The organism is Hydrogenovibrio crunogenus (assembly GCF_004786015.1).
GTDB classification, from domain to species: domain Bacteria; phylum Pseudomonadota; class Gammaproteobacteria; order Thiomicrospirales; family Thiomicrospiraceae; genus Hydrogenovibrio; species Hydrogenovibrio crunogenus.
The window spans coordinates 2,202,158-2,226,953 of sequence record NZ_CP032096.1 but is presented as its reverse complement, the minus strand read 5'-3'; the positions used below and the strand labels follow the sequence as shown (position 1 = coordinate 2,226,953).

General features: G+C 44.7%; 21 protein-coding genes. 11 read left to right on the top strand and 10 right to left on the bottom strand.

Annotation, left to right across the window (positions count from 1 at the left end; translation table 11 throughout):
* Positions 1-21: 21 nt before the first annotated feature.
* From GHNINEIG_RS10575 to GHNINEIG_RS10565, 3 genes are all read right to left on the bottom strand, one after another.
* Complete coding sequence (locus GHNINEIG_RS10575; protein ID WP_135796618.1) at positions 22-1,395, bottom strand: TRAP transporter large permease; 1,374 nt, start codon at positions 1,393-1,395, stop codon at positions 22-24.
* Positions 1,395-1,973: a TRAP transporter small permease subunit gene (locus GHNINEIG_RS10570; protein WP_135796617.1), complete on the bottom strand. Its 579-nt coding sequence runs from the start codon at positions 1,971-1,973 to the stop codon at positions 1,395-1,397. The genes GHNINEIG_RS10575 and GHNINEIG_RS10570 overlap by 1 nt, the downstream gene beginning before the upstream one ends.
* A 188-nt stretch (positions 1,974-2,161) precedes the next feature.
* Positions 2,162-2,647, bottom strand: a complete 486-nt coding sequence (locus GHNINEIG_RS10565) for a DsrE family protein (protein ID WP_135796616.1) — start codon at positions 2,645-2,647, stop codon at positions 2,162-2,164.
* 234 nt (positions 2,648-2,881) lie between these two features.
* On the opposite strand from GHNINEIG_RS10565, the gene GHNINEIG_RS10560 reads away from it, so the two are divergent.
* The gene (locus GHNINEIG_RS10560; RefSeq protein ID WP_189636882.1) at positions 2,882-4,687 is read left to right on the top strand and encodes a methyl-accepting chemotaxis protein; all 1,806 of its coding nucleotides are present in this window, start codon (positions 2,882-2,884) and stop codon (positions 4,685-4,687) included.
* 83 nt (positions 4,688-4,770) lie between these two features.
* Here GHNINEIG_RS10560 and GHNINEIG_RS10555 read toward each other — a convergent pair whose 3' ends face one another.
* A complete protein-coding gene (locus GHNINEIG_RS10555) occupies positions 4,771-5,613 on the bottom strand; it encodes a pirin family protein (RefSeq protein ID WP_135796614.1) in 843 nt (280 codons plus the stop codon).
* Positions 5,614-5,762: 149 nt separating this feature from the next.
* On the opposite strand from GHNINEIG_RS10555, the gene GHNINEIG_RS10550 reads away from it, so the two are divergent.
* The 3 genes from GHNINEIG_RS10550 (at position 5,763) to GHNINEIG_RS10540 (ending at position 10,973) form a co-directional block, all read left to right on the top strand.
* Positions 5,763-6,668, top strand: a complete 906-nt coding sequence (locus GHNINEIG_RS10550; RefSeq protein ID WP_135796613.1) for a LysR family transcriptional regulator — start codon at positions 5,763-5,765, stop codon at positions 6,666-6,668.
* 142 nt (positions 6,669-6,810) lie between these two features.
* Positions 6,811-7,887 carry an efflux RND transporter periplasmic adaptor subunit gene (locus GHNINEIG_RS10545; RefSeq protein WP_223260882.1) on the top strand — a complete coding sequence of 359 codons (1,077 nt, stop codon included), beginning with the start codon at positions 6,811-6,813 and terminating at the stop codon, positions 7,885-7,887.
* Positions 7,887-10,973: an efflux RND transporter permease subunit gene (locus tag GHNINEIG_RS10540; RefSeq protein WP_135796611.1), complete on the top strand. Its 3,087-nt coding sequence runs from the start codon at positions 7,887-7,889 to the stop codon at positions 10,971-10,973. The genes GHNINEIG_RS10545 and GHNINEIG_RS10540 overlap by 1 nt, the downstream gene beginning before the upstream one ends.
* 17 nt (positions 10,974-10,990) lie before the next feature.
* On the opposite strand, the gene GHNINEIG_RS10535 is transcribed toward GHNINEIG_RS10540, so the two are convergent.
* Complete coding sequence (locus GHNINEIG_RS10535; protein WP_223260881.1) at positions 10,991-12,193, bottom strand: methyl-accepting chemotaxis protein; 1,203 nt, start codon at positions 12,191-12,193, stop codon at positions 10,991-10,993.
* A 231-nt stretch (positions 12,194-12,424) separates the two neighbouring features.
* Between GHNINEIG_RS10535 and GHNINEIG_RS10530 the strand changes: the two genes are divergently transcribed.
* Positions 12,425-13,243 carry a DUF2189 domain-containing protein gene (locus GHNINEIG_RS10530; protein WP_135796609.1) on the top strand — a complete coding sequence of 273 codons (819 nt, stop codon included), beginning with the start codon at positions 12,425-12,427 and terminating at the stop codon, positions 13,241-13,243.
* A gap of 66 nt (positions 13,244-13,309) precedes the next feature.
* Here GHNINEIG_RS10530 and GHNINEIG_RS10525 read toward each other — a convergent pair whose 3' ends face one another.
* Complete coding sequence (locus GHNINEIG_RS10525; protein WP_135796608.1) at positions 13,310-14,395, bottom strand: SO_0444 family Cu/Zn efflux transporter; 1,086 nt, start codon at positions 14,393-14,395, stop codon at positions 13,310-13,312.
* Positions 14,396-14,557: 162 nt separating this feature from the next.
* Here GHNINEIG_RS10525 and recQ point away from each other — a divergent pair, with 162 nt between their 5' ends.
* From recQ to pdxH, 6 genes are all read left to right on the top strand, one after another.
* A complete protein-coding gene (gene recQ, locus GHNINEIG_RS10520; protein ID WP_135796607.1) occupies positions 14,558-16,372 on the top strand; it encodes a DNA helicase RecQ in 1,815 nt (604 codons plus the stop codon).
* Between the two features lie 68 nt (positions 16,373-16,440).
* Positions 16,441-16,896 (top strand): YaiI/YqxD family protein, encoded by a 456-nt coding sequence (locus tag GHNINEIG_RS10515; protein ID WP_135796870.1) that lies wholly within the window; start codon positions 16,441-16,443, stop codon positions 16,894-16,896.
* 171 nt (positions 16,897-17,067) lie between these two features.
* Complete coding sequence (locus GHNINEIG_RS10510) at positions 17,068-19,164, top strand: TonB-dependent receptor (RefSeq protein WP_189636881.1); 2,097 nt, start codon at positions 17,068-17,070, stop codon at positions 19,162-19,164.
* A gap of 9 nt (positions 19,165-19,173) precedes the next feature.
* Positions 19,174-20,532, top strand: a complete 1,359-nt coding sequence (locus tag GHNINEIG_RS10505) for a 4Fe-4S binding protein (RefSeq protein ID WP_135796605.1) — start codon at positions 19,174-19,176, stop codon at positions 20,530-20,532.
* A 93-nt stretch (positions 20,533-20,625) separates the two neighbouring features.
* Positions 20,626-20,811 (top strand): CPXCG motif-containing cysteine-rich protein, encoded by a 186-nt coding sequence (locus tag GHNINEIG_RS10500; protein WP_135796604.1) that lies wholly within the window; start codon positions 20,626-20,628, stop codon positions 20,809-20,811.
* Positions 20,811-21,452 (top strand): pyridoxamine 5'-phosphate oxidase, encoded by a 642-nt coding sequence (gene pdxH / locus GHNINEIG_RS10495; RefSeq protein ID WP_223260880.1) that lies wholly within the window; start codon positions 20,811-20,813, stop codon positions 21,450-21,452. The genes GHNINEIG_RS10500 and pdxH overlap by 1 nt, the downstream gene beginning before the upstream one ends.
* 14 nt (positions 21,453-21,466) lie before the next feature.
* Here pdxH and GHNINEIG_RS10490 read toward each other — a convergent pair whose 3' ends face one another.
* From GHNINEIG_RS10490 to GHNINEIG_RS10475, 4 genes are all read right to left on the bottom strand, one after another.
* Positions 21,467-22,000: a lipocalin family protein gene (locus GHNINEIG_RS10490; protein ID WP_135796603.1), complete on the bottom strand. Its 534-nt coding sequence runs from the start codon at positions 21,998-22,000 to the stop codon at positions 21,467-21,469.
* Positions 22,001-22,070: 70 nt separating this feature from the next.
* Complete coding sequence (locus tag GHNINEIG_RS10485; protein ID WP_135796602.1) at positions 22,071-22,901, bottom strand: class I SAM-dependent methyltransferase; 831 nt, start codon at positions 22,899-22,901, stop codon at positions 22,071-22,073.
* A gap of 103 nt (positions 22,902-23,004) precedes the next feature.
* Positions 23,005-24,207 (bottom strand): tryptophan synthase subunit beta, encoded by a 1,203-nt coding sequence (trpB, locus tag GHNINEIG_RS10480; RefSeq protein WP_135796601.1) that lies wholly within the window; start codon positions 24,205-24,207, stop codon positions 23,005-23,007.
* A 99-nt stretch (positions 24,208-24,306) separates the two neighbouring features.
* Positions 24,307-24,780, bottom strand: coding sequence for a DUF2059 domain-containing protein (locus tag GHNINEIG_RS10475; protein WP_135796600.1), 474 nt, complete (start codon positions 24,778-24,780; stop codon positions 24,307-24,309).
* Positions 24,781-24,796: the final 16 nt, after the last annotated feature.

Sequence of the window (24,796 nt, the reverse complement as noted above, 5' to 3'; positions counted from 1 at the left end):
AAACAGCGTCTTTCCATGAGGTTAATTGTCATAGATTACGCTGGGCAACCAAGTCGCCAGTTCTGGCCAAACGGCGAGCATAACCAACACAGAAAGTTGAATCAAAATATAAGGCATGACCCCTTTGTAGATATCGATGGTTTTAACTGAAGGAGGCGTCACGCCGCGTAAATAAAACAATGCAAACCCAAAGGGCGGCGTGAGGAAAGCGGTTTGCAAGTTAATCGCAATCATAATACCAAGCCAGATTGGATCAACGCCCATCATAAGCAAGATGGGCGCGACGACCGGCACAATGATGTAAGTGATTTCAATGAAATCTAAAAAGAATCCGATAATGAACATTAAGACCATGACGATGAGTACCGCGGTAAAGACGCCACCGGGTAGATCCATTAAAAATTCCTGCATCAGTTCGTCACCGCCCAGCCCGCGGAAAGTCAGTGAGAAAAAGGCCGCACCGATAAAAATCAAGAAAATCATGCTGGTGACTTGGAGTGTGCCGCGCATTACGGTTTGAATCATGGTGAGGTTCAAACGGTTTTTGGCGGCTGCAAGCAACATGGCGCCAAGTGCTCCAAGAGAGGCTGCTTCCGTCGGCGTGGCATAGCCTCCTAAAATGGAACCTAATACCAATAAAATCAGAGCCAGTGGCGGAATCAAGCTATTGATGACACGTTTACCTAAGCCTGGTGGGTGTTTCACATTTGAGTCGGCTGGAACGGTTTCAGGTTTTAACATCGCCATTGTGAACACGTAGAGCATGTACAGCACTACGAGCAGCATGCCAGGGAAAAGCGCTCCGATAAAGAGATCGCCGACCGATAAGGTTTCAGGCGAAAAGATTCCCTGATTAAGTTGTGCTTGTTGATAAGACGAAGATAAGACATCCCCGAGTAGAATTAGAATAATGGATGGCGGAATGATTTGGCCTAACGTACCTGAAGCGCAGATGGTACCAGTTGCCAGCTTGGGGCAATAGCCTTGTTTTAACATGGTTGGTAAGGCCAGTAGCCCCATCGTGACCACTGTTGCTCCGACAATCCCGGTGCTGGCGGCCAGTAGCGCTCCGACCAGAATGACTGATAAGCCTAAGCCGCCTTTAAACCCTCGCATGACTTCATCCATTGTGCCAAGCAGCTGCTCGGCCAGTTTGGATTGTTCCAACATGATGCCCATAAAAACAAACAATGGCACGGCGGTTAAAGTCGGGTTGCTCATAATCGAATAAACGCGATTGGGAATGCTTTGTAAAAAAGCCATATCAAACCAACCGAATTGGACAGCCACCAAAGCGAATAACAGTGACACCCCAGATAGGGTCAAGGCCACGGGAAAGCCGATCATTAAGGCGATAAAAACAAGGGCAAAGAGTATTAACGCAAGAAATTCCATTAAAACATCTCCTTGCGATCGGATTGTTTTTGCACCAGTAGTGCTTTCACTCCATCATGGTCAGGGGCGGTGATTTGCAAATAAGATTCCGAAATCATAGCAAGGACTTGCAAAAGCATGAGTCCGCCCATGATCAAAATGAACGTTTTGAGTAGATAAAGATAAGGCAGTCCGCCGGCTTCAGAAGAGCCTTCTTGAATGGCCCAGCTACCACTGACATATCCCCAGCTTACCCAGAGTAAAAAAATGAGGGTCGGTAAAGCAAATACAAACCCGCCGATCAAATTCACCCAGGCCTGACGAGAGACAGACATTTGGCTATAAAATACATCCACTCGGACATGACGGTCTTGCTGAAGTGTATAAGCCATTCCCATCATAAAAAAGATCGCATGGTTATACAGGATGGTTTCTTGAAGTGCGATAGAACCGCTGTTGAAGCCATATCGCAATACAACGATCAACGCTGATAGAAGAACCAGAGAGAGTGCCAGCCATGCAGTCAGATGTCCGATTGATTTTTGAAATTGGTTTTGTTTGATTACAAACTGGACAAGAGCAGGGGTGATGTTTGTCATTCGGGTCTCATTTTGGCGGCTGGAAGTTGCGTTGATTCGACTTCAATATTGTTTTTTTTAGTCGCAAATATTCTACCTTAACTGATGTGAAAATCGCAAATAAGGGCTTAATTTGGCTTGAAAAAACAAAAAATGACCAGGCCTGGTCATTTTTTATAAAGCTCAATAAAGCGTCAACCCTGTTTAGCTTATTGGATTTTCAGATAAGCAAATCCCTCGCTTTGCAACATGGCGATTTTAGCCACGCCTGAAGCGGTCAGGTCAATGCCTTTGTAGACTTTCGCTTTATCCAATCCAACTTCTTTGCGAGTTTTATCACAAAGATGCACTTTCACACCACGAACATTAATTAACGCATCTAAGCGACCTTTGAGTTCCTCTCGGCGTTCCAAAAGCGCTTTGTCAGCCGCATATGGCGTGCCTTTGAGGGCATCGTCCGTGGTAAAGCGTAAGCCATAGCCGACAAAGACCAAATGAACTTCGGCTTCCATTAGTTGTGATTCGTAAAAGTTAATGATGTTGTTGATGGAGGTCAAGGTAGCGGAGTAGCGAGTGGGGTTCTTGAAGTCCACATGGTAAACCACTTTGGCACCGTCATCGGCGGCTTGAGCCGTCATGCTGGTTACCAAGAAAAAACTGATGAGCAATAGCGGAAGTAACTTAAAAAAACGCATGGCAAAATCCTTTTAAAAAATCAATGACATTTCATGTATTAGCGTAGACCGAAAATTTTGCAATGTCCAGTAAAGTGACGAGAAAGCATTTTGGATATGAAAATCTCGGTTGCTGATGTCGTTTTAAGGTGAGATATGTTGTACAGTGTTGTATAGAATTTGTATAATTATTCAAAGTGTGCAACAATATTGGCCAGAAGTATTGATTTATGTCATGTTACCATGACGTTCAGAATGAAAGATCAAAAAACGCCAGGAGTTGATATGTTCCACCAGAAAATAAAACAAACATTAAAAGATTGTGAACAAGAAAACAGTGCATTGCAGGGCGTTGTTCAAGCCATCAACCGTTCTATGGCAATGATTGTCTTTACACCGCAGGGCGAAATATTAGATGCGAACGAAAACTTCCTGAATGTGGTCGGGTTTTCTTTAGCAGAACTGAAAGGTCAGCACCATCGGGTATTGGTGCCGGAGGAAATCAAGCAATCTTTGGAATATCAGCAGTTTTGGCAAAAACTGGCTCAAGGGGATTATTTTCAAGATCGTTTTTTACGTCAGGATGCTCAAGGTAATTTTATTTGGTTGGAAGCCAATTACAATCCTGTTTTTGATGAAAATGGACGCGTGATCAAAGTCATCAAGTTTGCCACTGATATTACCGAGCAGGTTGAGCAGGAAGTTAAAATCGCGGCGAAACTGGAAGCGATTGACAACTCCATGGCGGTAATTGAATTTGATTTAGACGGTAATATTCTCGAAGCAAACGATAACTTTTGTCAAACGATGGGGTATGACTTGTCTGAAATCAAAGGGCAACACCATCGTTTGTTTGTTGAGCCCAGTTATGCACAAAGCCCAGCTTATGCAGCATTCTGGCAACGTTTGCAAAACGGGGAGGCGCAAATCGGAACTTTTGAACGTTTTGACAAGAATGATAACCCTATCTGGCTGGAAGCCAATTACAATCCAGTCTATAACCAGGAAGGAAAATTAACCCGCTTTGTGAAGTTTGCAACGGATGTCTCTACCAATAAAAGTACGTTGCTTTTGACGACCGTGGTAGACGATGCGGTTTCTGTGCTGGACGAATTCAGCCAAGGAAACATTACGGCCAGAATGAAAGACCATTTGGATCCTGCCAATAGAACCATGTTTGATGACAGTATCGGTCGGCTCAGTCATGGATTTGAAGTTGTGGCAGACCGTTTAGGCGAAGTGGTGGCTACGGCATTGAATGCCTCGGAAACAGTGAGTTCCGCAGCCCATGAAGTGTCTGAAGGCTCCGCAACACTGAATCAGCAGGTTCAAGAACAGGCTGCCGCATTGGAAGAAACCTCCGCAACCATGGAGGAGATGAATTCTGCTGTGCAAAACAATACCGATAACGCTCAAGAAACAGCCAAAGTCGCTTCGGATGTTCAGTTGAAAGCGGAAGAAGGGGCAAAAGTGATGCAAGAGACCATTGAAGCAATGAATGCGATTCAGGCGTCCAGTCATAAAATTGCAGAGATTGTCACGCTGATTGACGGCATCGCTTTTCAAACCAATTTGCTGGCGCTGAATGCAGCGGTTGAGGCGGCTCGAGCAGGAGACCACGGGCGTGGGTTTGCTGTGGTGGCAGGTGAAGTACGTGCTTTGGCTCAAAAGTCTGCCGAAGCGGCACGAGATATTAAAAAGTTAATTGACGAAAGTGTGGAGCGGATTGATATTGGTACCGGATTGGCCTCCAACTCGGGAGAGATGTTGCAAGGCATTCATCAATCGGTAGATCGAGTAGCTGAAATGATTGAGCAAATTGCCACCGCTTCGGTTCAGCAAGCACAAGGCATTAATCAAGTACGTCAATCCATTGCGCAAATTGAATCTGTGACTCAGCAAAATGCGGCGCTGGTTGAAGAGACTAATGCATCATCTGAAAGCCTCAGTTATCAATCTCAAGTGTTGCAGAAAGACATGTCTTTTTTCACGGTATCGCCACAATTAGCTGCCCCAGAAGATTCGATGAGTGATGCGAACCTGATGAAGCGAATCGCATAGTGAGATAAGAAGCGTGTGGTCGACACGCTTTAAAACAAAAAAACCGCCAGGCCTGGCGGTTTTTTATTGGAAGCAGTGGCGACTTAAAAACGATTGTTTCGGAAGTCATCAAATGCTTGATGAAGTTCCTCTTGCGTGTTCATGACAAAAGGTCCGCCTTTGGCGATGGGTTCACGAATCGGTTGCCCTGAGATCAATAAGAATCGTCCCGGCGTGTTGCCTGAATCGACTTGAACGCTGTCGCCGTTAGACAAAATGCCCAACATCCCTTTTTGTAAAAGCACACCTTTGTTGCCGACTTTGACACTGCCTTCAACCACTAGGATGAAACTGTGACTGTCCGTTTCTAAGGGTTGGCTAAATTCACTGTCCGCCGCCAAGCTCACGTCTAAATAAGTTGGGTTCACGAAAGTGTTTTTAACCGGCCCTTCGGTTCCTTTTTCGGTTTTCCCGGTTACCACTCGGATTTCAGTGCCATTTTCCCAGGTTTCAACCGGCACTTGGTCTGGTGTGAACTCTTGGTAGGCCGGCGGGTTCATTTTGGCATGGCCTGGCAGGTTGATCCAGAGCTGAAATCCTCTAAGCAACCCATTTTCTTGCTCGGGCATTTCAGAGTGAATGACCCCTTTTCCTGCTGTCATCCATTGCACCCCTCCGGATTCAATGACGCCTTCATTGCCCTGATTGTCCTGATGTCGCATCCGACCATTGAGCAGGTAAGTGACTGTTTCAAATCCGCGGTGTGGGTGCGGTGGAAATCCTGCAATATAATCATCCGGATCATCGGATTCAAAAAAATCCAACATGAGAAATGGATCCAAATCTTGAATTTCCGGTTGGCCGATGAGTCGGGTTAAGCGAACGCCAGCACCATCCGATGCCGGCATCCCGCGTGTCACGATCATCACTTCTTTGGTTGCGTTCATGGGATTCTCCTTTGAATGTCTGCAATAAGATTCTTTATCCTATGAAATAGATTAACGCTTGATTTGAGTGTAAAAAACCAGCAAAATCCAAAAACACTGTTCTAAAAAATAGAACAATCTCGAGGTGAGTGTTGAGGAGTATAGAAATAATGGGTCAACTTGAAGATATTCAGGTCTTTGTCCGGGTGGTTGAGGCTGGAGGGATTGGTCGGGCGGCTGAGCAATTGAATTTAGCAAAATCTGCGGTGAGTCGAAGACTGGCTGACTTGGAGGATCGATTAGAAACCAAGTTAATCAACCGCACAACTCGAAAATCAAGCTTAACCGAAGCCGGCCAAGTTTATTATGAAAAAGCGTTATCTGTGTTGGATTCGGTGACGGAAATGAATCAAATGACGGTGGCTCGAGAAGCCAGTTTGGAAGGTACCTTAAGGTTAGCCGTGCCACTTTCGTTTGGGCTGGAACATTTATCTCCTGCGCTGGATAGTTTTACGCAGGCACATCCTAATTTAACATTGCATGTCGACTTTTCAGATCGGGAAGTGGATATTGTTGAAGAAGGATTTGACTTGGCTTTTCGTATTACCGATTTAAAAGACTCAACGATTCAGGCACGAAAAATTGCGCCGATTCGATTTGTGATGTGTGCCAGCCCGAGTTATTTAAAAAAACATGGCACACCGAAAACGGCTGAAGACTTGAAGCATCATAAAATTTTACGTTATGGGTCGAAAGGCGCAGAGAATTGGCACTTGATTGGGCCGGATAATAAAGAGCGTCATTTGAACTTGCCCAGTCATCTCTATTCGAATAATGGCAGCTTTCTGTTGAATATGGCGAAAGCCGGGCACGGAATTGTATTGGAACCCACCTTTATTGCTTGGGAGGCTTTGGCGACAGGTGAGTTGGTTCCTCTTTTAACCGATCATAAAATTCCAATGATGCATGCTTATGCGGTGTATCCACAAAATCGTTTTCTTTCTCAAAAAGCGCGTGCTTTTATTGATTTTCTGGTCGATCGTTTTGGCAACAACGCTTACTGGGATCAAGGGTGAGTAAATCCACTTTATTTGCATATTCCGTAGGCATTTCAAGTCATAATAGAAAATTATTATTTACCGTAATTTGTTTTTGAAGGCAATAAACATGTTGGATGTTTTTTTTAAGTGGCGAGGCCATTACGCTTGGCTTTTTTTGATGACAAGTTCAGTTCTTGCTGATGAACTTAAGTCGACCCCATCGATTTCTTCTAAATCGCAAGCTGTTCCTGTCATTGCATACAGTGTGAAGCCCGTCAAAATCCCCGTTGATTTGGAAGTTTTAGGAACGCTTCATGCAAAGGAGTCGGTTGATATTACTGCTAATGTGACGGAGATTGTCCAGGCTATTCATTTTAAGGATGGTGAAAAAGTTCGCAAAAGTCAGCTGCTGGTGGAGTTGAATTCGCAAGAAGAGTTGGCTTTGCTGGAAGAGGCGAAAGAAGCGACTGAAGAAGCGAAACGTCAATATGACCGGGTTAAAGAGATTGAAGGACGAGGGTCCGTTACGCGTTCTTTAATTGACGAGCGTTATCGTTTGTGGAAGACTTCCGAAGCCAAGCGAAAAGTGATTCAAGCACAGTTAGCAGACAGACGTATTTATGCGCCTTTTTCCGGTCAAGTTGGGTTTCGTCAGTTAAGTGTAGGCGCTTTGGTTCAAGCTGGAACGAAAATTGTCAGCTTGGACGACACCAGTCAAATGAAATTGGATTTATTGCTTCCAAGCCAATATTTATCGAATTTAAAAATTGGTCAGGCAGTTGAGATTGAAACGGCTTCCTTTCCAGGGCGCCGTTTTAAAGGCGCGTTGCGAGCCATTTCCCCGCGAGTTGAAGCAAACCTGCGCATGATACAGGCAAGAGCACTTATCGCGAATCCGAAAGCAGAATTGAAAACAAATATGATGGTTCGAGCTTTTTTGCATTTGCCTCCGCACGCCAAGTTAATGATTCCCAACAGTGCCATCTTGATGTTGGGTGACCGCCAGTTTGTTTACCGATTAACCCCTTCAGAACGGTCGGGAATATACCAGTTGCAGAAAGTGGAAATTGAAACGGGGGATAGAAAGGCCAAATTGACACAAGTATTAAAAGGGCTTGGAGAAAACGACATTATTGTCAGTCAGGGCTTGATGCGAATTTCGTTGAATAAACCTGTCCGTATTAAAGCGATGCAGTCTGGACAGCCTCAAGAACTCTTACTCAAGAAAACCGTACCTCAAAGAGAGGTGCCCTAATGTGGTTGTCTGATACGTCGATTAAGCGACCCGTTTTAGCGACCGTCGCTTCTTTCTTATTGGTGGCTTTTGGGTTGATGGCTTTTGATCGTATGAGTTTGCGGGAATATCCGAATGTGGATCCGCCGGTTATTTCCATTGAAACCACTTACTTAGGCGCTTCTGCCGAAGTGGTTGAAAGTCGCATAACGAAACAGATTGAGGATCGCATTGCAGGCGTTTCGGGAATTGAGTATATCTCCTCCCAATCTACTGATGGTCGATCTAACATCACTGTAGAGTTCAGCATTAATCGGGATATTGATGCCGCTGCCAATGATATTAGAGATCGCGTTTCCCGGATTGCCGATAATTTGCCGGTTGCGGCCGATGCTCCGGAGGTTGAAAAAGCCGATGGGGATGATAGTCCGATCATTTGGTTTAACTTGGCCAGTGACCGTATGACCATTCCAGAACTCACGGATTTTGCGGAACGATATATTGTTGATCGTTTTTCCGTGTTGGATGGCGTTGCCCGTGTACGAGTCGGAGGAGGACAATCGTTTGCATTGCGTGTTTGGCTGAACCCACAAAAGCTTGCCCTTTACGGGCTTTCGCCCACGCAGATTGAGAATCAGATTCGTGCGTCAAATATTGAGTTGCCTGTGGGATCTCTCCAGGGAGATGACGTGATGTTGACGCTGCAAGCTGAAAAACCGCTACAAAGCGTTGAAGATTTTAAACAACTGGTCATTAAACAAGATAAGCAAATTGGTCAAATCACTCTGGGAGATGTGGCTCAAGTTCAGATGGGTGCGATAGAGCGGCGTCGGTTCTTTAAAGGAAATGGCATGCCGATGGTCGGAATCGGGATAATTAAACAGTCTAATGCTAATACCTTGACCGTTGCCGAGCTAGCCAACGAACGTAAGGAGTTGATTAATCAGACCTTGCCTGAAGGTCTGAACTTGGAAGACAGTTATGATGCTTCCGTTTTTGTGCATCAAGCTGTGAATGAAGTGTTCAAAACGTTATTTATCGCCTTAGGCTTGGTGGTACTGGTGATGTTGGTGTTTTTAAAAAATGTCCGTGCGGCTTTAGTGCCGGCTGTCACATTGCCGGTGTCATTAATAGCCACTTTCTGGGTGTTGTGGATGCTAGGTTTTTCGGTCAATTTGCTGACATTGTTAGCATTGGTACTGGCGATTGGACTGGTAGTGGATGATGCCATCGTGGTGCTCGAAAATACACAACGACATTTGGATCTGGGGTATAAACCGATTGCCGCTGCTTACCTTGGCACCCGGCAAGTTGGATTTGCGGTTATTGCGACCACGATGGTGTTGATTGCTGTCTTTTTACCGATTGGGTTCTTAGAAGGGAGTGTGGGGCGCCTGTTCTCAGAGTTTGCCATTACCTTAGCGGTGGCTGTGCTTTTTTCCAGCTGGGTCGCCCTAACCTTGTCTCCTGCATTGGCTTCCAATATTTTGTCTGCTTCTAAAACAACAGGCTCAACCGGTCAAAAAAGACATCATTCACGGCATCGGTTTAAAAAAATATTGGTTAAAAATTTACGTCATCCAGTTTGGGTCGTGTTAATTTTTTTAGGCGTGATAGCTTCCATGGTTTTCCTTTCTCAGAAAGTCCCGCAAGAGTATGTGCCTAAAGAAGACCGAGGCGTCTTTTTTGTAATGGTAAAAGGACCGGAAGGAGCCACATTTGATTATATGCAAAGTTATATGAATGAAATTGAAAATCGGTTAATGCCTCTGGTGGAAAAAGGTGAGGTAAAGCGCTTGATTGTTAGAGCGCCACGTTCATTCGGGTCTGGAGAGGTTTTTAACTCAGGTTTTGTTATTGTGGTGCTGAATGATTGGTCACAACGACGATCTGGTTTTGACATCATGCGCTCGGTTCGAAAAGATCTGGCAGACCTTTCCGGAGTGAAAGCCTTTCCAGTGATGCGATCGAGTATTGGTGGCCGTATACAGAAGCCAGTGCAATTTGTGATTGGGGGACCTAGTTATGACGCATTGGAACAATGGAAAGGCTTGATGGATCAGGCAATTGAGAAAACCAATCCAGGGTTGAACAGTTTGGATTGGGATTATGAACCCAGCAAACCACAACTTCGATTGAAAGTGGATTATGCCCGTGCTCGCGCATTGGGGATTTCTCATCAGGATATCACTGAAACATTACAGATTTTGCTGGGTTCAAAGAAGGTGACCACATTCGAATATGATGGAGAAGAGTACGATATTCTTCTAAAGGCAGATCCTAAATGGTTTAAGACTCCTGATGACTTGAATCAAATTTATCTCAATGCTGATGGAAGCGAACAGATGATTCCCTTGTCGAGTTTGGTTTCCATGAGCGAAGATGCAACGGCGTCCAGTTTGAATCGTTATAATCGAGTACGGGCGATTACACTGTCTGCAAAGTTGGATGATCATTTGTCATTGGGACAGGCCTTAAATTATTTAAATGATTTAACTCGTCAGACACTTCCTTCAGAAGCCACAATTGATTACAAAGGACAGTCCAAAGAATTTCAAACAGCAACCAGTTCGCTGTATTGGATCTTTTTATTTGGCACACTAGTTGTCTTTTTGGTGTTGGCTGCGCAGTTTGAAAGTTTTATTCAGCCGTTTGTCATTATGTTGACGGTTCCGTTAGCGTTTGCAGGGGGCATTTATGCGTTGTTATTCTATGGGTTAAGTCTGAATATTTACAGCCAGATTGCATTAATTATGTTGTTGGGTTTAGCAACTAAAAATGGGATTTTAATTGTTGAGTTCACCAATCAATTACGAGATAAAGGGGTGCCGGTCTATCATGCTTTGGTCTCGGCAACACATCTACGTTTACGGCCCATTATTATGACGGCATTTACGACTTGTGCTGGAACCATTCCTTTGATGTTTTCAGAGGGCGCGGGGGCAGAAACCCGTCAGATTTTAGGCTATGTGTTGTTGTGGGGGGTCGCATTTTCAACTCTGTTAAGTTTGTTCGTGCTGCCGGTGGCTTATGCGTTGGTGGCAAAAAATACCGGTTCGCCCCAGGCAAAAACAGGTGCCCTTAAACGGGCACTGTCAGAATCATAAGGCCTATCGTAGGAGGCCTATTTGTAGGTTTTGAATTGACCGATCAGCGTAGAAAGTTGTGCGGCATAATTATCCACTTCTTTACTCGCATTATCGGTTTTCGCAGCGCCTTGAGCCACCGATTGCGCGATGTCGTTAATTTGATTGACACTGTTATTCACGACTTCTGTCTGTTTGCGTTGGTCTTCCGCTGAGTTGGCAATTTGGTTGTTCATTTCAGTAATGGTGTTGACAGCCGCGGCGATATGTTTAAGAGAGTCACCTGCCTCGTTGGCTTTTTTAACACTTGAGCAAGCTTGTTCTCGACCTTTATTCATAACATCCACTGCCTGTTGAGCAGCTGTCTGCAAGTTGGCGATCATCGATTCAATTTTCTTAGCAGATTCTTGCGTTTTACTTGCTAGCGTTCGAACTTCGTCTGCGACCACGGCAAACCCTCGACCATTTTCCCCAGCGCGAGCCGCTTCAATTGCCGCATTTAAGGCAAGCAAGTTGGTCTGTTCGGCAATGTCTTTAATCACATCCAAAACGGTGGCAATATTTTCACTGTCTTCTTTTAGAAGCTGAATCGCATTGGCCGTTTTTTCTACTTCATCGGCCAAAGCTTGAATCGAACTGACTGTGTCCTGTACCACCATGGAACCATCATGGGTGGCCGTGTTGGCTTTTTCGGCGGCTTCTGAAGCAGCAAATGTGTTGTTGGACATTTCGGTAACCGTGTTGGTCATTTTGCCAATGGCTGAGACCACCATCTGAGTCCCTTCCTGTTGGCGACTGACGCCATTTTGAGTTTCATGCGTGACCGAAACCATTTCGTTGGCAGACTGGTTTAAATGGCTTGAAACGTCGGAAATCTGACTGATCATATTTCTAAGGTTTTCTGACATCAGGTTAAAGCTGTTGGCCATGTCGCCAATAAAGTCGAAACTGATGAGGCTGCAGTTATGCGAGACATCATTATTACTGATCGCATTCGCCACTTCACCGATGCGTTTTAAACGATTTAACAGCATGTAGTTCAATAACCAATAATTGAAAACCCCGATGCTGATCCCGGCAATGATACAAGAGAGGACGAACCATGCCAGCATACCTTCTTTCCATTCAACAAATAAGTTAGCAAACAATGGAAATGAAATGCCCATAAAAAAGCCGAAGCCGAGGAATACAAGCAGCATCTTTCTTAAAATACTGGGTTTGTTATAGTTCATAAAAGCCATATTGAAATTATCCATCTATTTTTGGTTAGCCATCATAAAGCAATTAGCTTGCCAGTGCGATCAAGAAAAAGCAGGCATGTATTAATATTTGTTATCTGTCTCGCTTTAAACCCTTACAAAATTTCATTGTTACTGAGAGATTAATTTTTTTAAAATCGAACTAGTTGTAAAGCAATTTCATTAAGATATTGTTTTATATAGATATTTATGTCGAATTATAAGGAGGGTGTTATGGCACATGTCAGTACAGTTCATTCACACCGACATTATAGTGATATGCCACAGGGCGAAGTCTTGATTTCGCATGAAGTTCAACTTCACCAAATAGGGGATTGGCTCATAAAGGGCTGGCAGGATATGGCTCGTGCGCCACTCGGTTCTCTATTTTATGGCTTGGCGTCGATGCTTATTATTATGTTAACGATGGCCTTTTTTAGAGGGGCTCCACCGTTGATGTTAATCGCTGGCGCGACCTTTATTTTTGTGATGCCATTTCTTGCGATGGGGTTGTATTACCTTGCCTATCGACTAGAAAAAGGCTTATCTCCGGATTTAATCTCGTCTCTTTTTGCATGGCGAAGCAATAGTTCCAATATAGCCTTATTTGCCTTAACGCTTGGGGGAATTTTAAGTTTTTGGTTAATGATGGCAATTGTAATCGCAGGGGGTGCAAGATCAGAAGCGCTGTTAATTGTTGATACCAGCGAAGGGATGTTGGGATTCTTAACGTCTGAAGCAGGCATGGTCTTTATGAGTGGTTTTTTCCTATTGGGGGCCGCGGTTTTGGCATTGGTTTTTACCATCAGTGTGGTCACGATGCCATTAATGTTGCGAGATGAAAAAGTGGCCTTTATTCCGGCAATGATCATGAGTTATAAAGTCACCATGGAAAATAAAGCTGTGATGACGGTCTGGGCTCTCACTTTAGGCATCCTTGCGACGATTGGGATTGCTACGATGGGGCTTGGTTTAGTCGTGATTATGCCGTTATTGGCTTATGCCAGTTGGCACGCCTTTAATGATTTGGTTGAAATACGACAAGAACCGTAATCCTTTCTAATTATTTTGGCTTATTAAAAAGCCCTTTACTTAAAAGGGCTTTTTTTATGTTTAACGTCATTTAGCTGACCATTTGTGCCAATAAATTTTCAGTGCCGCCAAAAAGAGGATAAGCAAGCTTAAAGCTTGAAGCCAAATTGGTAATGTTTCATGATGAGCTTGCATTGAGGTGACAAGGTTCCAGTTCCATTGTGCGAGCAGTGCATCGAAAACCAAGCCGGCAGCCAAAGCGGAAAAAACGGTACCGGCTAAATAAAGCCACATGGTTTTTCGTCCCAGTAGTTGCGAAATAATACCCAATGTGCCGATGTTGGTGGCGGGACCTGATAATAAAAAAACCAAGGCTACGCCAGGGGAAATGCCTGCCAAAATCAACCCCACAGCGATAGGTGTTGAAGCGGTGGCACAGACGTACATCGGAATACCGATTAACAGCATAATAATCATGGCCACTAACCCTGAGCCCCATTGGGTTAAGAAATCTGTCGGAATGTAGGTTTGTACGATGGCGGCAAAAATTAACCCTATGGTTAACCAACCCACGATATCAGCTAACATGTCACTGAAGGCGTAGCGAATGCCTTTCCATGAATTTTGCAACCATGATGTTTGACTCGAATGATCGTTGCTGCCACAGCAACGGGTAGAGGTTGTTTTTGGTGTTGAATCGCAGCGGCTAGATTCGGCTTGGCAACAAGACGAAGGGATCTCAGCTTCTTGTTGTTCATGTTTTGCAGGCCGTTCTTTGCCAAAAATCAGTACCAACAGCCCGGTAAAAAATGCTGAGAAAAGGGCGCTAATGGCTCTTACAATTGCCATCACCGGCCCCATTAATGCATAGGTCACACTGATTGAATCAACGCCTGTTTCCGGTGTGGAAATTAAAAAAGACACCGTGGCTGATTTGGAGGCGCCTGCTTTTCTCAACCCTACGGCTGCTGGAACAACGCCACAAGAGCACAGTGGTAAAGGAGCGCCAAGTATAGTGGCTTTGGTGATGGCACTTAAATCATTAGCTTGTAAATGTTTATTGAGAAAATCAATGGGCAGTAATGTTTTGATGAGTCCACCCAGCACTAACCCCAGCACTAACCAGGGTGCTGACTCTAGAGCTAAAGACAGAAAGTTCTCGAATAGTATCATGGGGCTTGCTTCCTAGTGAAATCTTTTAGCAAGCCTACTCTATTTGCTGTCAAAACTCAATTGCATTGGTGGTTTAAACCACGAGTATGACTTGTTATTTAATGGAGAATCGTTTATTTTGGCGCTCCGATTTAAAACGGTTCTTAATTATATAGAGAGTTTATGTCCGATTCGAAAGCTACCAATGCCTTATCCCTTTTACAAACCGTTTTTGGGTATGATGCATTCCGTTCCCATCAAGCCGAAATCATCGATGATTTGGTTGCGGGCTCAGATTGTTTTGTATTGATGCCGACGGGGGGCGGAAAGTCGCTTTGCTATCAGATTCCCGCCTTGATCCGTCCAGGAACGGCTATCGTCGTCTCGCCGTTAATTGCATTGATGCAAGATCAGGTCAGTGCTTTGAAAGCCAATGGGGTGAAAGCGGCTTATTATAATTCGACCTTGGATTATGAGTCTGCCGATCAGGTCCTGATGCAGTTGCATACCGGACAATTAGATTTACTTTATGTATCCCCTGAGCGTTTATTGAATCAAACGTTTTTTCAACAGTTACAACAATTACCCATTGCACTCTTTGCCATTGATGAGGCGCATTGTATTTCACAATGGGGACATGATTTCCGGCCGGAATATAGCAAAATTGGTCAATTACGAGACTATTTCCCGCAGGTTCCGTTTATTGCCTTGACCGCGACAGCCGATGCCGCGACCCGCCAAGATATTTTACAGCGCTTGAATTTGCATCAACCTCATGTGCATGTCAGCAGTTTTGATCGCCCTAATATTCGTTACACCGTGTTTGAAAAACGACAGCCGATGAAGCAATTGCTTAGCTTTTTGGAAGCTCGGCCAGGTCACCAAGAGAGTGGAATCGTGTATTGCCTGAGTCGAAAACGCGTTGAAGAAGTGGCTTTGCAATTGCAAGATAAAGGCTATCGGGCGAAAGCCTACCACGCAGGATTACCAGGAGATGTTCGACAAGCAGTGCATCAGCAATTTATTCGAGATGAAGTGGATATCGTGGTGGCCACTGTGGCATTCGGCATGGGGATTGATAAACCGAATGTGCGATTCGTGGTGCATTATGACTTGCCGAAAAATATTGAAGGTTATTATCAGGAAACCGGTCGAGCGGGTCGAGATGGCTTAGAGTCAGAAGCATTGCTGCTCTACGGCGCACAGGATATCGTCACCGCAAGGCATTTTGTCGAGAATAACCCGAATGAAGATCAGCGTCGTATTGAAAACTTTAAACTGAGTTGTATGGTCGATTTTGCCGAAGCACAATCTTGTCGCCGCAGTGTGTTATTGAATTATTTCGACGAGAGAACGGATCATGCCTGTGGCAACTGCGATATTTGTTTGAATCCGCCACGATTTTTTGATGCCACGGTTGCCGCGCAAAAAGCGCTGTCTTGCGTCTATCGGCTCGATCAAGGGTTTGGGGTGCGTCATGTCATTGATGTTCTACGAGGGATGGAGCATGAGCGCATTCGTCAGCTGAACCACCAAAGCTTGAGCACCTATGGCATTGGCAAGGAATATTCAGTGGTGGAATGGGATAGTCTTATCCGCCAGTTGATTCATTTGGGGTATTTGGTTCAGGATATCCAACAGTATTCCGTGCTCAAGCTGACCGAGAAAGCGGGAGACCTCCTCAAGGGCAAGGTGTCGCTGCAACTGGCGATGCCACGTAATAAAGTGCCCAAATCAACTCGTGGTGGTCAGAAAAATAAAGCCGACTTAACGGCAGATGAACTGGAGCGCTTTGAAACGTTACGCCGTTTGAGAAAAGACATTGCCGACAGTGAAGAGCGCCCAGCTTATCAAGTATTTGGTGATGCCGCTTTGATTGAAATGGCGAAACGCTGCCCGCAAAATGATTCGGAATTGTTGGCGATCAACGGCGTGGGCGAAAGCAAACTGGCCAGGTATGGCTTTGAATTCCTCAATCAACTGCGCCAGTTTGAATAATTATGACCAGGCCTGGTTATTTTTATGAGATGATTTCGGTCATTGGATCAATATAAAGAAAAATGAATATGCATATTTGGGTGGATGCGGATGCTTGTCCGGTCGTGATTAAAGAAATTTTATTTAAAGCAGCACAACGGGCTAAAGTTCAAATGACTCTGGTGGCAAATCATACGATGCGGATTCCAAAGTCTTCTTATATTGATTTTTTACAGGTCACACAGGGCTTTGATATCGCCGATAATGCAATTGTGAAACGCCTTTCAGAGAAGGATCTGGTCATTACCGCCGATATTCCGCTGGCTGCCGAAGCGATTGAAAAGGGAGCAATCGCTTTAAACCCTCGCGGCGAACTCTATACCACAGAAAATATTCGTGCTCGTCTCAATATGCGAGATTTTATGGACTCGTTACGTTCCAGCGGTATCGATACTGGGGGGCCTCCGCCGCTGAATCAAAAGGATCGTCAAGCCTTTGCCAATCATTTGGACCGATTATTGACGCAATATGCGCGTCAGCGTTAAAGCCCTTATTACTGATCTAACAAGCATTACTTAACCTTTTCTTCAGTTTTCCATACTCTTCTCAAGGTTACTCAATCGTTTTAAATTGCTTTATCCCTATAATTTCAGTGGAAATTAATAGGCCTGTGAATAGGGCTAAAAATAAAAATGATAGGACTGAGGACCAACCAAGTGAAGCATTCAAAAGTAGGACTAGCTGTGTTAGCAGCGATGTATAGCCCTTTTTCTTTTTCGCAAACGACGTTAGACGCCATTACTGTGACCGCCACCAAAGAAGAACGTAAAGCTTTAGATGTGTCTCAAAGTGTGGATGTTGCTGATCGAAAAACGATTGAAGATAAAAATGCCCGTAACATCAATGATGTGATTAAAACCATGCCCGGGGTGATTGCGGTGAGTAAGAACGGTGGGTATGACTCTCGTTTAATCATTCGAGGCGCTGGTTTAAAGGCACGTTATGGTGTGCGTGAAATCATGGTTATGCGAGATGGGGTTCCGATGACGGACCCTGATAGTTTTACACGTTTCGACTTCATTGATATTGATGATATGGAATCGGTTGAAGTGTTTAAGGGACCTGGTTCCATTGAAGCCGCCAATGCCAGTGGCGGGGTTATCTCTGTCCGATCCATTTCCGTATTTGATGATTCAAAAGATTATTTTAAAGTGGGAGCAGGATCTGAAACCAGCCGTAATGCGGCGATTCATAAAACCTGGCAGGCGGGAGATGATGACAATTTTGCCGTTCAGCTTTCTCGTCGCCAAACAGATAATAATTGGCGTGAACATAATCAGTTCGATACCACGCAGTTTTCGGTGAAGCAAGGACATTTTTTTGCTGATGACAGCACCTTAGAAACCGAGCTCAGCTATCAAGAATCCAATATGCAATTGCCAAGCTCATTGAATGAAGATGGGTTTGCTTACTATAAAAACACCGGAGAAACCTTAAATGATAAGGCCAATACCGGGTCAGTTTGGTCACACAGTGCGCGTGACAGTAAAACATTGTTCTTTAATACCCGTTATAAGACAGAGCTGGGGAATGGCATTAAATTTAACCCTCAGTTCTATGTCAACAAATGGGAACACCTTCACCCGGTGACCGGGTTTATCAATGATTCAAAAAATAATTATGTTGTCGGAACAGATTTAATGTTCAGCCGTCAACACTCAGCCTTTGGCAAACCTGCCAGCCAAGTGTTCGGGCTGACGATGCGGGCGGATATTCGAGACGATAGTAAAAAATATAAATATCGTGATATCACCACCATTCCATCAGGGCGTATTGTTCAAATTTCGTCTGATGAAAAAGGCGATCTGGCTCAAGTAGAAGATGCAAGCAGTCAATTGAGCGGTGCTTATTTCCAGCAAACGGTTTCGGTTTCGCCCGATTGGACTTTGGAGGCTGGGCTACGTTATGACCACTTGAATATGGACATTTCAGGTCAGCAGTATTATGCATTCGATTATGCAGCGGGAGGTTATAAAGCCGGTGAAGGAGCGTATTCGTATAAAGCCAGTTATGACTTGTTTGCGCCAAAAGTGTCCGCGAACTATGCGCTTAATAAGCAAAGTCGTCTTTATGGAACAATAAGTGGCGCACAGCAGGCTCCGACGGATAGCGAAGTCAGCGCCAATTATGCTTATGGTCAAGCAGATAAACTCAAAGCGTCAACAGCACTACAGTATGAATTGGGCTATAAGCTGAATGCAAGCAGATTGGCAACGACGGTTGCGGTGTATCAGATAGACTTAACCGATGAGATTGTTGGCGTGAAAGATGGCTGGACAACTTATTATGTGAATGCCGGGAAAACGCAAAAGCGTGGTGCGGAGCTAAGCGCTTCCTATCGTTTAACGCCTTCCGTGACGCTAGGAGGAAGTGCTGCTTGGCAAGATTACCAGTATTTAGAATATGAGGACAGCGGTAATGATTATTCTGGTAATCAAGTGCGTTTTATTCCGGAACAGCAGTATAACGTTTTTGTCGGGTATCAATCGAATGAATGGCAAGCTCGAATGGAGGCGTTAGGGTTTGGCAGTTATTATATCGATGATGCCAATAGCGAAAAATATGATGGGTATCAGATGGTATCGAATATGATGCTGGGATATGAAATGAAAAAGCATAAGCTTCAATTGAATGTCAATAATGTTTTTGACATGCGTTATGCCGAAGAAGTCTCGAAAGATACGCGCGGAACCTATGCTTATACACCCGGCGCCCCGAGAAACATTCAATTAAATTATCGTTACCAACTCTAAGGAAAGATCATGGCAATAAATAATTTATTACGTTGGCCTTTTTTGGGAACGATTTTGCGTCATCCATGGATGTTGAACGCCCTTAGGATGGCTGTGCTTATTTTATTTTCCAGTGCGGTTTATTTTGGCATCACGTATCCGACGGAAACGGCCAACCCTTATACGGTGGCCATTTTTTGGTCTCTCTTTTGGCCGTTCTTTTTAGTGGTCTCGATGGTGACGTTTGGACCGCTATTCTGCGCGGTCTGTCCGCACAGTTTTATTGGAAAGTACCTTAATAAGATAGGGCCTCAAAAACTGATGCCGAATTGGATGCGGCATCGTTCATGGGGGCTTGGGTTGTTGGTCTTGAGCTACTGGGTGCCGGTTTATGTCTTCCCGGATTTCTTAAAAGTGCCTTATGTCAGTGCGATGTATTTTCTCGTACTGACCATGATCGCGTTGGTCGGGTTTTATTTGTATCGTAATATGGATTATTGCCGCTACGGTTGCCCAATCGGATCGGTGATTAAATCTTATGGTAAGGTCAGTTTTGCCCGGTTAGAAACGCAGTCGTCTGATTGCCAGACATGTCGAAGTTTTGATTGTGTGAAAGCCTGTCAGTGGAATCTTCGCCCGTATTTATTTGAGAAAAAGAATAATATGCAGGACTGCACGCTTTGTATGGACTGTGCGCAAGCGTGTGATTCCGTGCAGTGGAAGGTGTCTTCTTTCGCCAAGCAAGTAATTCAACCGGTGAAACAGTTAGACCGAATGACCATTTGGGTCTTTATTACACTTTTGGCAGTCATTACCATGGCCATGCGATTCCACCATGCATTGGGTCACAGCCCGATTCAAGAGAGCCTGCCATGGTTTCAAGTGGGGAATTGGTTAGAAATGGTCATGCCCGTCATTCCGATGATGGATTGGGTTGGATTGGTTGCGCTGTTGATGGCGGTCATTATGACGTTCAGTTTGACCTTGGGAGGCATGTGGCTGACCAGTCGATACACGCAAATTGATTTTTGGAAAGTGTTTGAAACAGCTGGGTTGGCTTTTGGCTCCTTGATGTTGATTGGGGCGCTCAGTCATATTGGGAGTTTTTTCTTTATTCACTATGCGCCGGATTTAGGAAATGCGTATTATTGGTTGATCAATTCTGATTCAGTCATGAAACCTCTGGCAAGCCATCGAGATGGCTGGATTCATTTGTTTAACCTTTTTAATTTCCTTGCGGTCATTGTGAGCAGTGTGATTTTGTACCAAAAACTGAAGCAACTTAATTTGTCGGGGACTCGACTGGGTGTGGCTTACTTTTCATCTGGGGTGGTTATTTGGGTGTATTTAGGATTGGTCATTTTAACGCTTTGGGCCAGAGCGCAGTAGCAACTAGATCATTCTTTATTTAAAAAAGGCGCTCATTGAGCGCCTTTTTTATTTTAAGATAGAGGCTAGGAATAAGTCGGTGTGGGGTTGGTGATGGATGAAAAAACGATACAGTGCCCTTATTGCTGGGAACTCATCACGGTTTTGGTCGATACAAGTGTTTCCGAACAGGATTATATTGAAGATTGTAGTGTCTGCTGTCATCCGATTCATTTTCGAATCAAAGTGGACGAAGGTGAAACTGTCGAGATAGAGGCTTTACATGAGGATGCGTTTTAATGACTTTGAATTTATCCGATTTAAGACAACGTTATTTAAAAGATGGCTTGGATGAAAACAATACCGATGAAAATCCGTTTGTGCAATTTGAAAAGTGGTTCCACCAAGCACAAAAGTCAGAGTTGTTAGAGCCGAATGCGATGGTGTTGTCTACCGTCAATGAAGACACTCAGCCCTCAACAAGAACGGTTCTGCTCAAACAATTCAGCCACGATGGGTTTGTTTTCTTTACCAACTATCGAAGCCAAAAGGCCAAAGACATTCAACATAATCCTAAGGTGGCTTTGCACTTTAACTGGTTGGAGCTGGAGCGCCAGGTTAAGATTCAGGGCGTCGCGACAAAAATTTCTTTAAAACAGTCTATGCGTTATTTCGCAACGCGTCCGAAGGGCAGTCAGATTGGGGCTTGGGTGAGCCATCAAAGTGAAGTCATTTCATCAAAGCAGTTATTGTTATCTCAATTTGAAAAGATGAAACAAAAGTTTCAATCCGGAGAAATTCCTTTTCCAGATTTTTGGGGTGGCTATTTAGTGGCGCCTCACCAAATCGAGTTTTGGCAAGGTGGGGATAATCGTTTGCATGATCGTATTTGTTATACCTTGGCAGATAACCAATGGGTTAAACAGCGCTTAGCGCCTTAAACTAAAAACGTTGTTTATCGACAAGGTTGGACTTGAATCCATTGCTCTTGATTAATGCCAAGCTGTTGCGCTGCCTTAAAATAGACATCGCATTGTGTTTGGGTCGGGTGCTTTTGTCGAGATAGAATCCAGGCATAGTCTTTTGAAGGACCGACAATCAATGCCATTTGGTAGTCGGAGTCCAACTTGGCAATATGGTAACCGCCATAGAAAGGACCGAAAAAAGACACTTTTAAGCTGCCAACATTTTCCGAACCCAGAAAATAAGCTTTTCCGATCGCTTCTTTCCATTTGTTTTTTTCATTATTCCAACCACGGTTTATGACTTTAACACCGCCATCTTCTCGGCGAGAGTAGGTTGCTGTTACTTCGGTTAACCCTTTTTCAAAAGAATGGTCCAGTCGGGCAACCTCATACCAACGTCCTAAGTAAGATTGGAGCTGAAACGGACTGACGGGAGTGACCCCTTCAGGTACTTGGGTGCATCCATTGAGCAGGAAAACGCCTAATAATGCTGTCGCTCTTGTTAACCAATACCGTAACCGCATGACCTCTCCGAATTTGAGTTTAATCGAGCCGAGCTAACAACATACCGTGCCCAAGAAAGAGATGCAAGTGCTAAAGTTTGCCAGCTGCTTTTAGCGCTTTGATGGCGTAAATGTCATAACGCGTGTTGGGGCTTTGAATGGAAGCATTCGGTTGGATTCCCACTAATGTGGGGGCGTTTTTGGGACGTTTGACAACAACCCGTTTTTGCGCAACATGGAGTGCCGCCTTGAGAAGGGTTTCACTATCCATGTCTGGACCAACCAGATGTTGCAAAGCTTGCATGTCTTTTTTGGTAGCGGCGCTTTTTTTCTTTTCCGGGTACATCGGATCAAGGTACACCACATCACAGATCGGTGTCTGATTCGTTAAATATTGGGTGGCATCGTCATTGATTAAGCTGAGCCGGCTGACTATTTCTTGGATTTCTTCGGGTGTATCATTTTGTTGGGCTCGATTTAATGCGTCCTGCAATAATGCGGCAATGATGGGCGAACGTTCAATCATAGTGACTTGGCAACCGAGGCTGGCAAAGACAAAGGCGTCCCCTCCCATGCCTGCAGTGGCGTCTATGATGGTAGGGTGTTCGGCCGCCAGTACAGCACGAGCCAACGGTTGGCCTTTCCCGCCACCGAATTGACGGCGATGATTTTTTTTGCCGGTAACAAAGTCGACATATACCGGCCCGGTGTTGGGCGGAAATAATGCCAGTTTATAATCTGTTTCACCGATGTCATCGCCTGATTTTTTACCGTCTTGCCACCACCCCAGTTTCATCACCGGCTTGTCCTTTTCGGTATTGGAAGGGGACATTAGAGGAATGTTTAATTGCTGTGCCAAAGCATGCGCTTTATCTGGCAAAAGTTGGCCGTCAATGACGATGGGGAATGAGGAAGTCTGCATCAGCTTATTATAAGAGGTTTTAGTGTAAAGCTGGTAACTTGTTGACAGGGAGAGAATGGATTAGACAAGTGGTTCTTGCCTAATCCGTTTTGAAGAAAGGAGGCTACAAGTTTTCACCGAAGCCGAAGTTTTCCGTGACATAGTCGATGTCTTTATCCCCTCGGCCAGATAGATTGATCAGAATCGTACTGCCTGGGTTTTCCTGTCCATGTTTCATCGCCCATGCAACCGCATGAGAACTTTCTAGTGCAGGGATAATGCCTTCTTTGCTCGATAGTTTGTAGAAAGCATCCAGCGTTTCTTTATCAGTGACGCCGTGATAGTTCACTTTACCTTCCATTTTGAGGTGTGAATGTTCCGGACCGACGCCTGGATAATCTAAACCAGAGGCGATTGAATGCACTGGTGCGGGATTTCCTTCCTCATCCGAAAGTAACATGCACTTGAAACCATGGATCATGCCTGGTTTGCCATACGTCATGGTGGCAGAGTGCTCACCAAGCTTGGTGCCTTTTCCGAGCGGTTCGACCCCATTGAGCGTTACGTTTTCATCATCGATAAAGCCGGCAAACATGCCCATCGCATTGGAACCGCCTCCAACACAGGCACCGACCTGGTCAGGCAATTCGCCGACCATTTCCAAAAACTGTTCGCGAGATTCATAACCAACAACCGATTGGAAGTTGCGCACCATCATTGGGAAAGGGTGCGGGCCAACTACGGAGCCAATGGCGAATAACGCTGTGTCAGCTTGAGGCACGTAGGATTGGAATGCGGAGTCAACCGCTTCTTTTAAGCTGCGACCACCAAAAGAAACCGGCACGACATTCGCTCCAAGTAACTTCATGCGAGTGACATTGGGCGCTTCTTTGGCAATGTCAATTTCACCCATATGGATTTCACACTCCATACCAAAGTAAGCGGCGGCAGTGGCTAGCGCCACCCCGTGTTGTCCTGCACCTGTTTCGGCAATGAGTTTGGTTTTTCCCATGTGCTTAGCCAACAAGGCTTCTGCCATGCAGTGGTTCAGCTTATGCGCACCGGAATGGTTAAGGTCTTCTCGTTTCATATAAATATGCGCCCCAATTTCTCGACTGAGGTTGTGGGCATAATAGACAGGGGTCGGACGACCTTGGTAATGCTTACGGATATACTTTAATTCATTCAAAAAATCGGCAGAACGTCCTAACGTTAAATAAGCTTGATTAATCTCTTCGAAATGCGGCTCCAGTTCAGGCGGTAAAAAAGCGCCACCGAATTCGCCGAAATACCCTTCTTGGTTGGGGAAGTTTTTAAGATAGGACATGCTTGCTCCTGTTTTTATTGTTCTAAGTGTGAAAATAAATTTTTGTAAAGCATACACTTTGCACGGATTGATGCAAAGTGTTTACCGGTAAAAGCCACGTTATTCAGGCGCTTTTTCTTGCTGTTGTTTTTGTTGTTTATATTTAGCAATCACTTTTTCAGCGATTTGTTGTCCCCAAAGTTGACCCGCAATCATCGATTCTTTAGAAATTTGCGGTTGAACACGAATAAGTTTTTGGCCAACGGGGCTTTGATAAAAGGCATTGATGGCTTGAACATCCTGTTCCGTTAAATACTTTTGATAAATAGGGATAATCAATTCGTTAATTTGCTCGGCATTGATTTCTTTAAAAAAATCGTCCCAAAAACGATCAGGCGCTTCCGGCACCAGTTTTTTGAGCATGGGAATGATTTGGGTGGCCATTTGTTGTGCCATGTTTTCCGCCCCGGTGGTTTGCATCAGGGTTTGGATACTTTCTTTCGTGGCGGGTTGAGCGTTTTCGGATTGTGCATAAAAAGGCGTTAAACTTAAAACTACGCCAACGAGCAAATGAATGAGTTTAGAATGAATCATGGAGTCTTCCTTATTG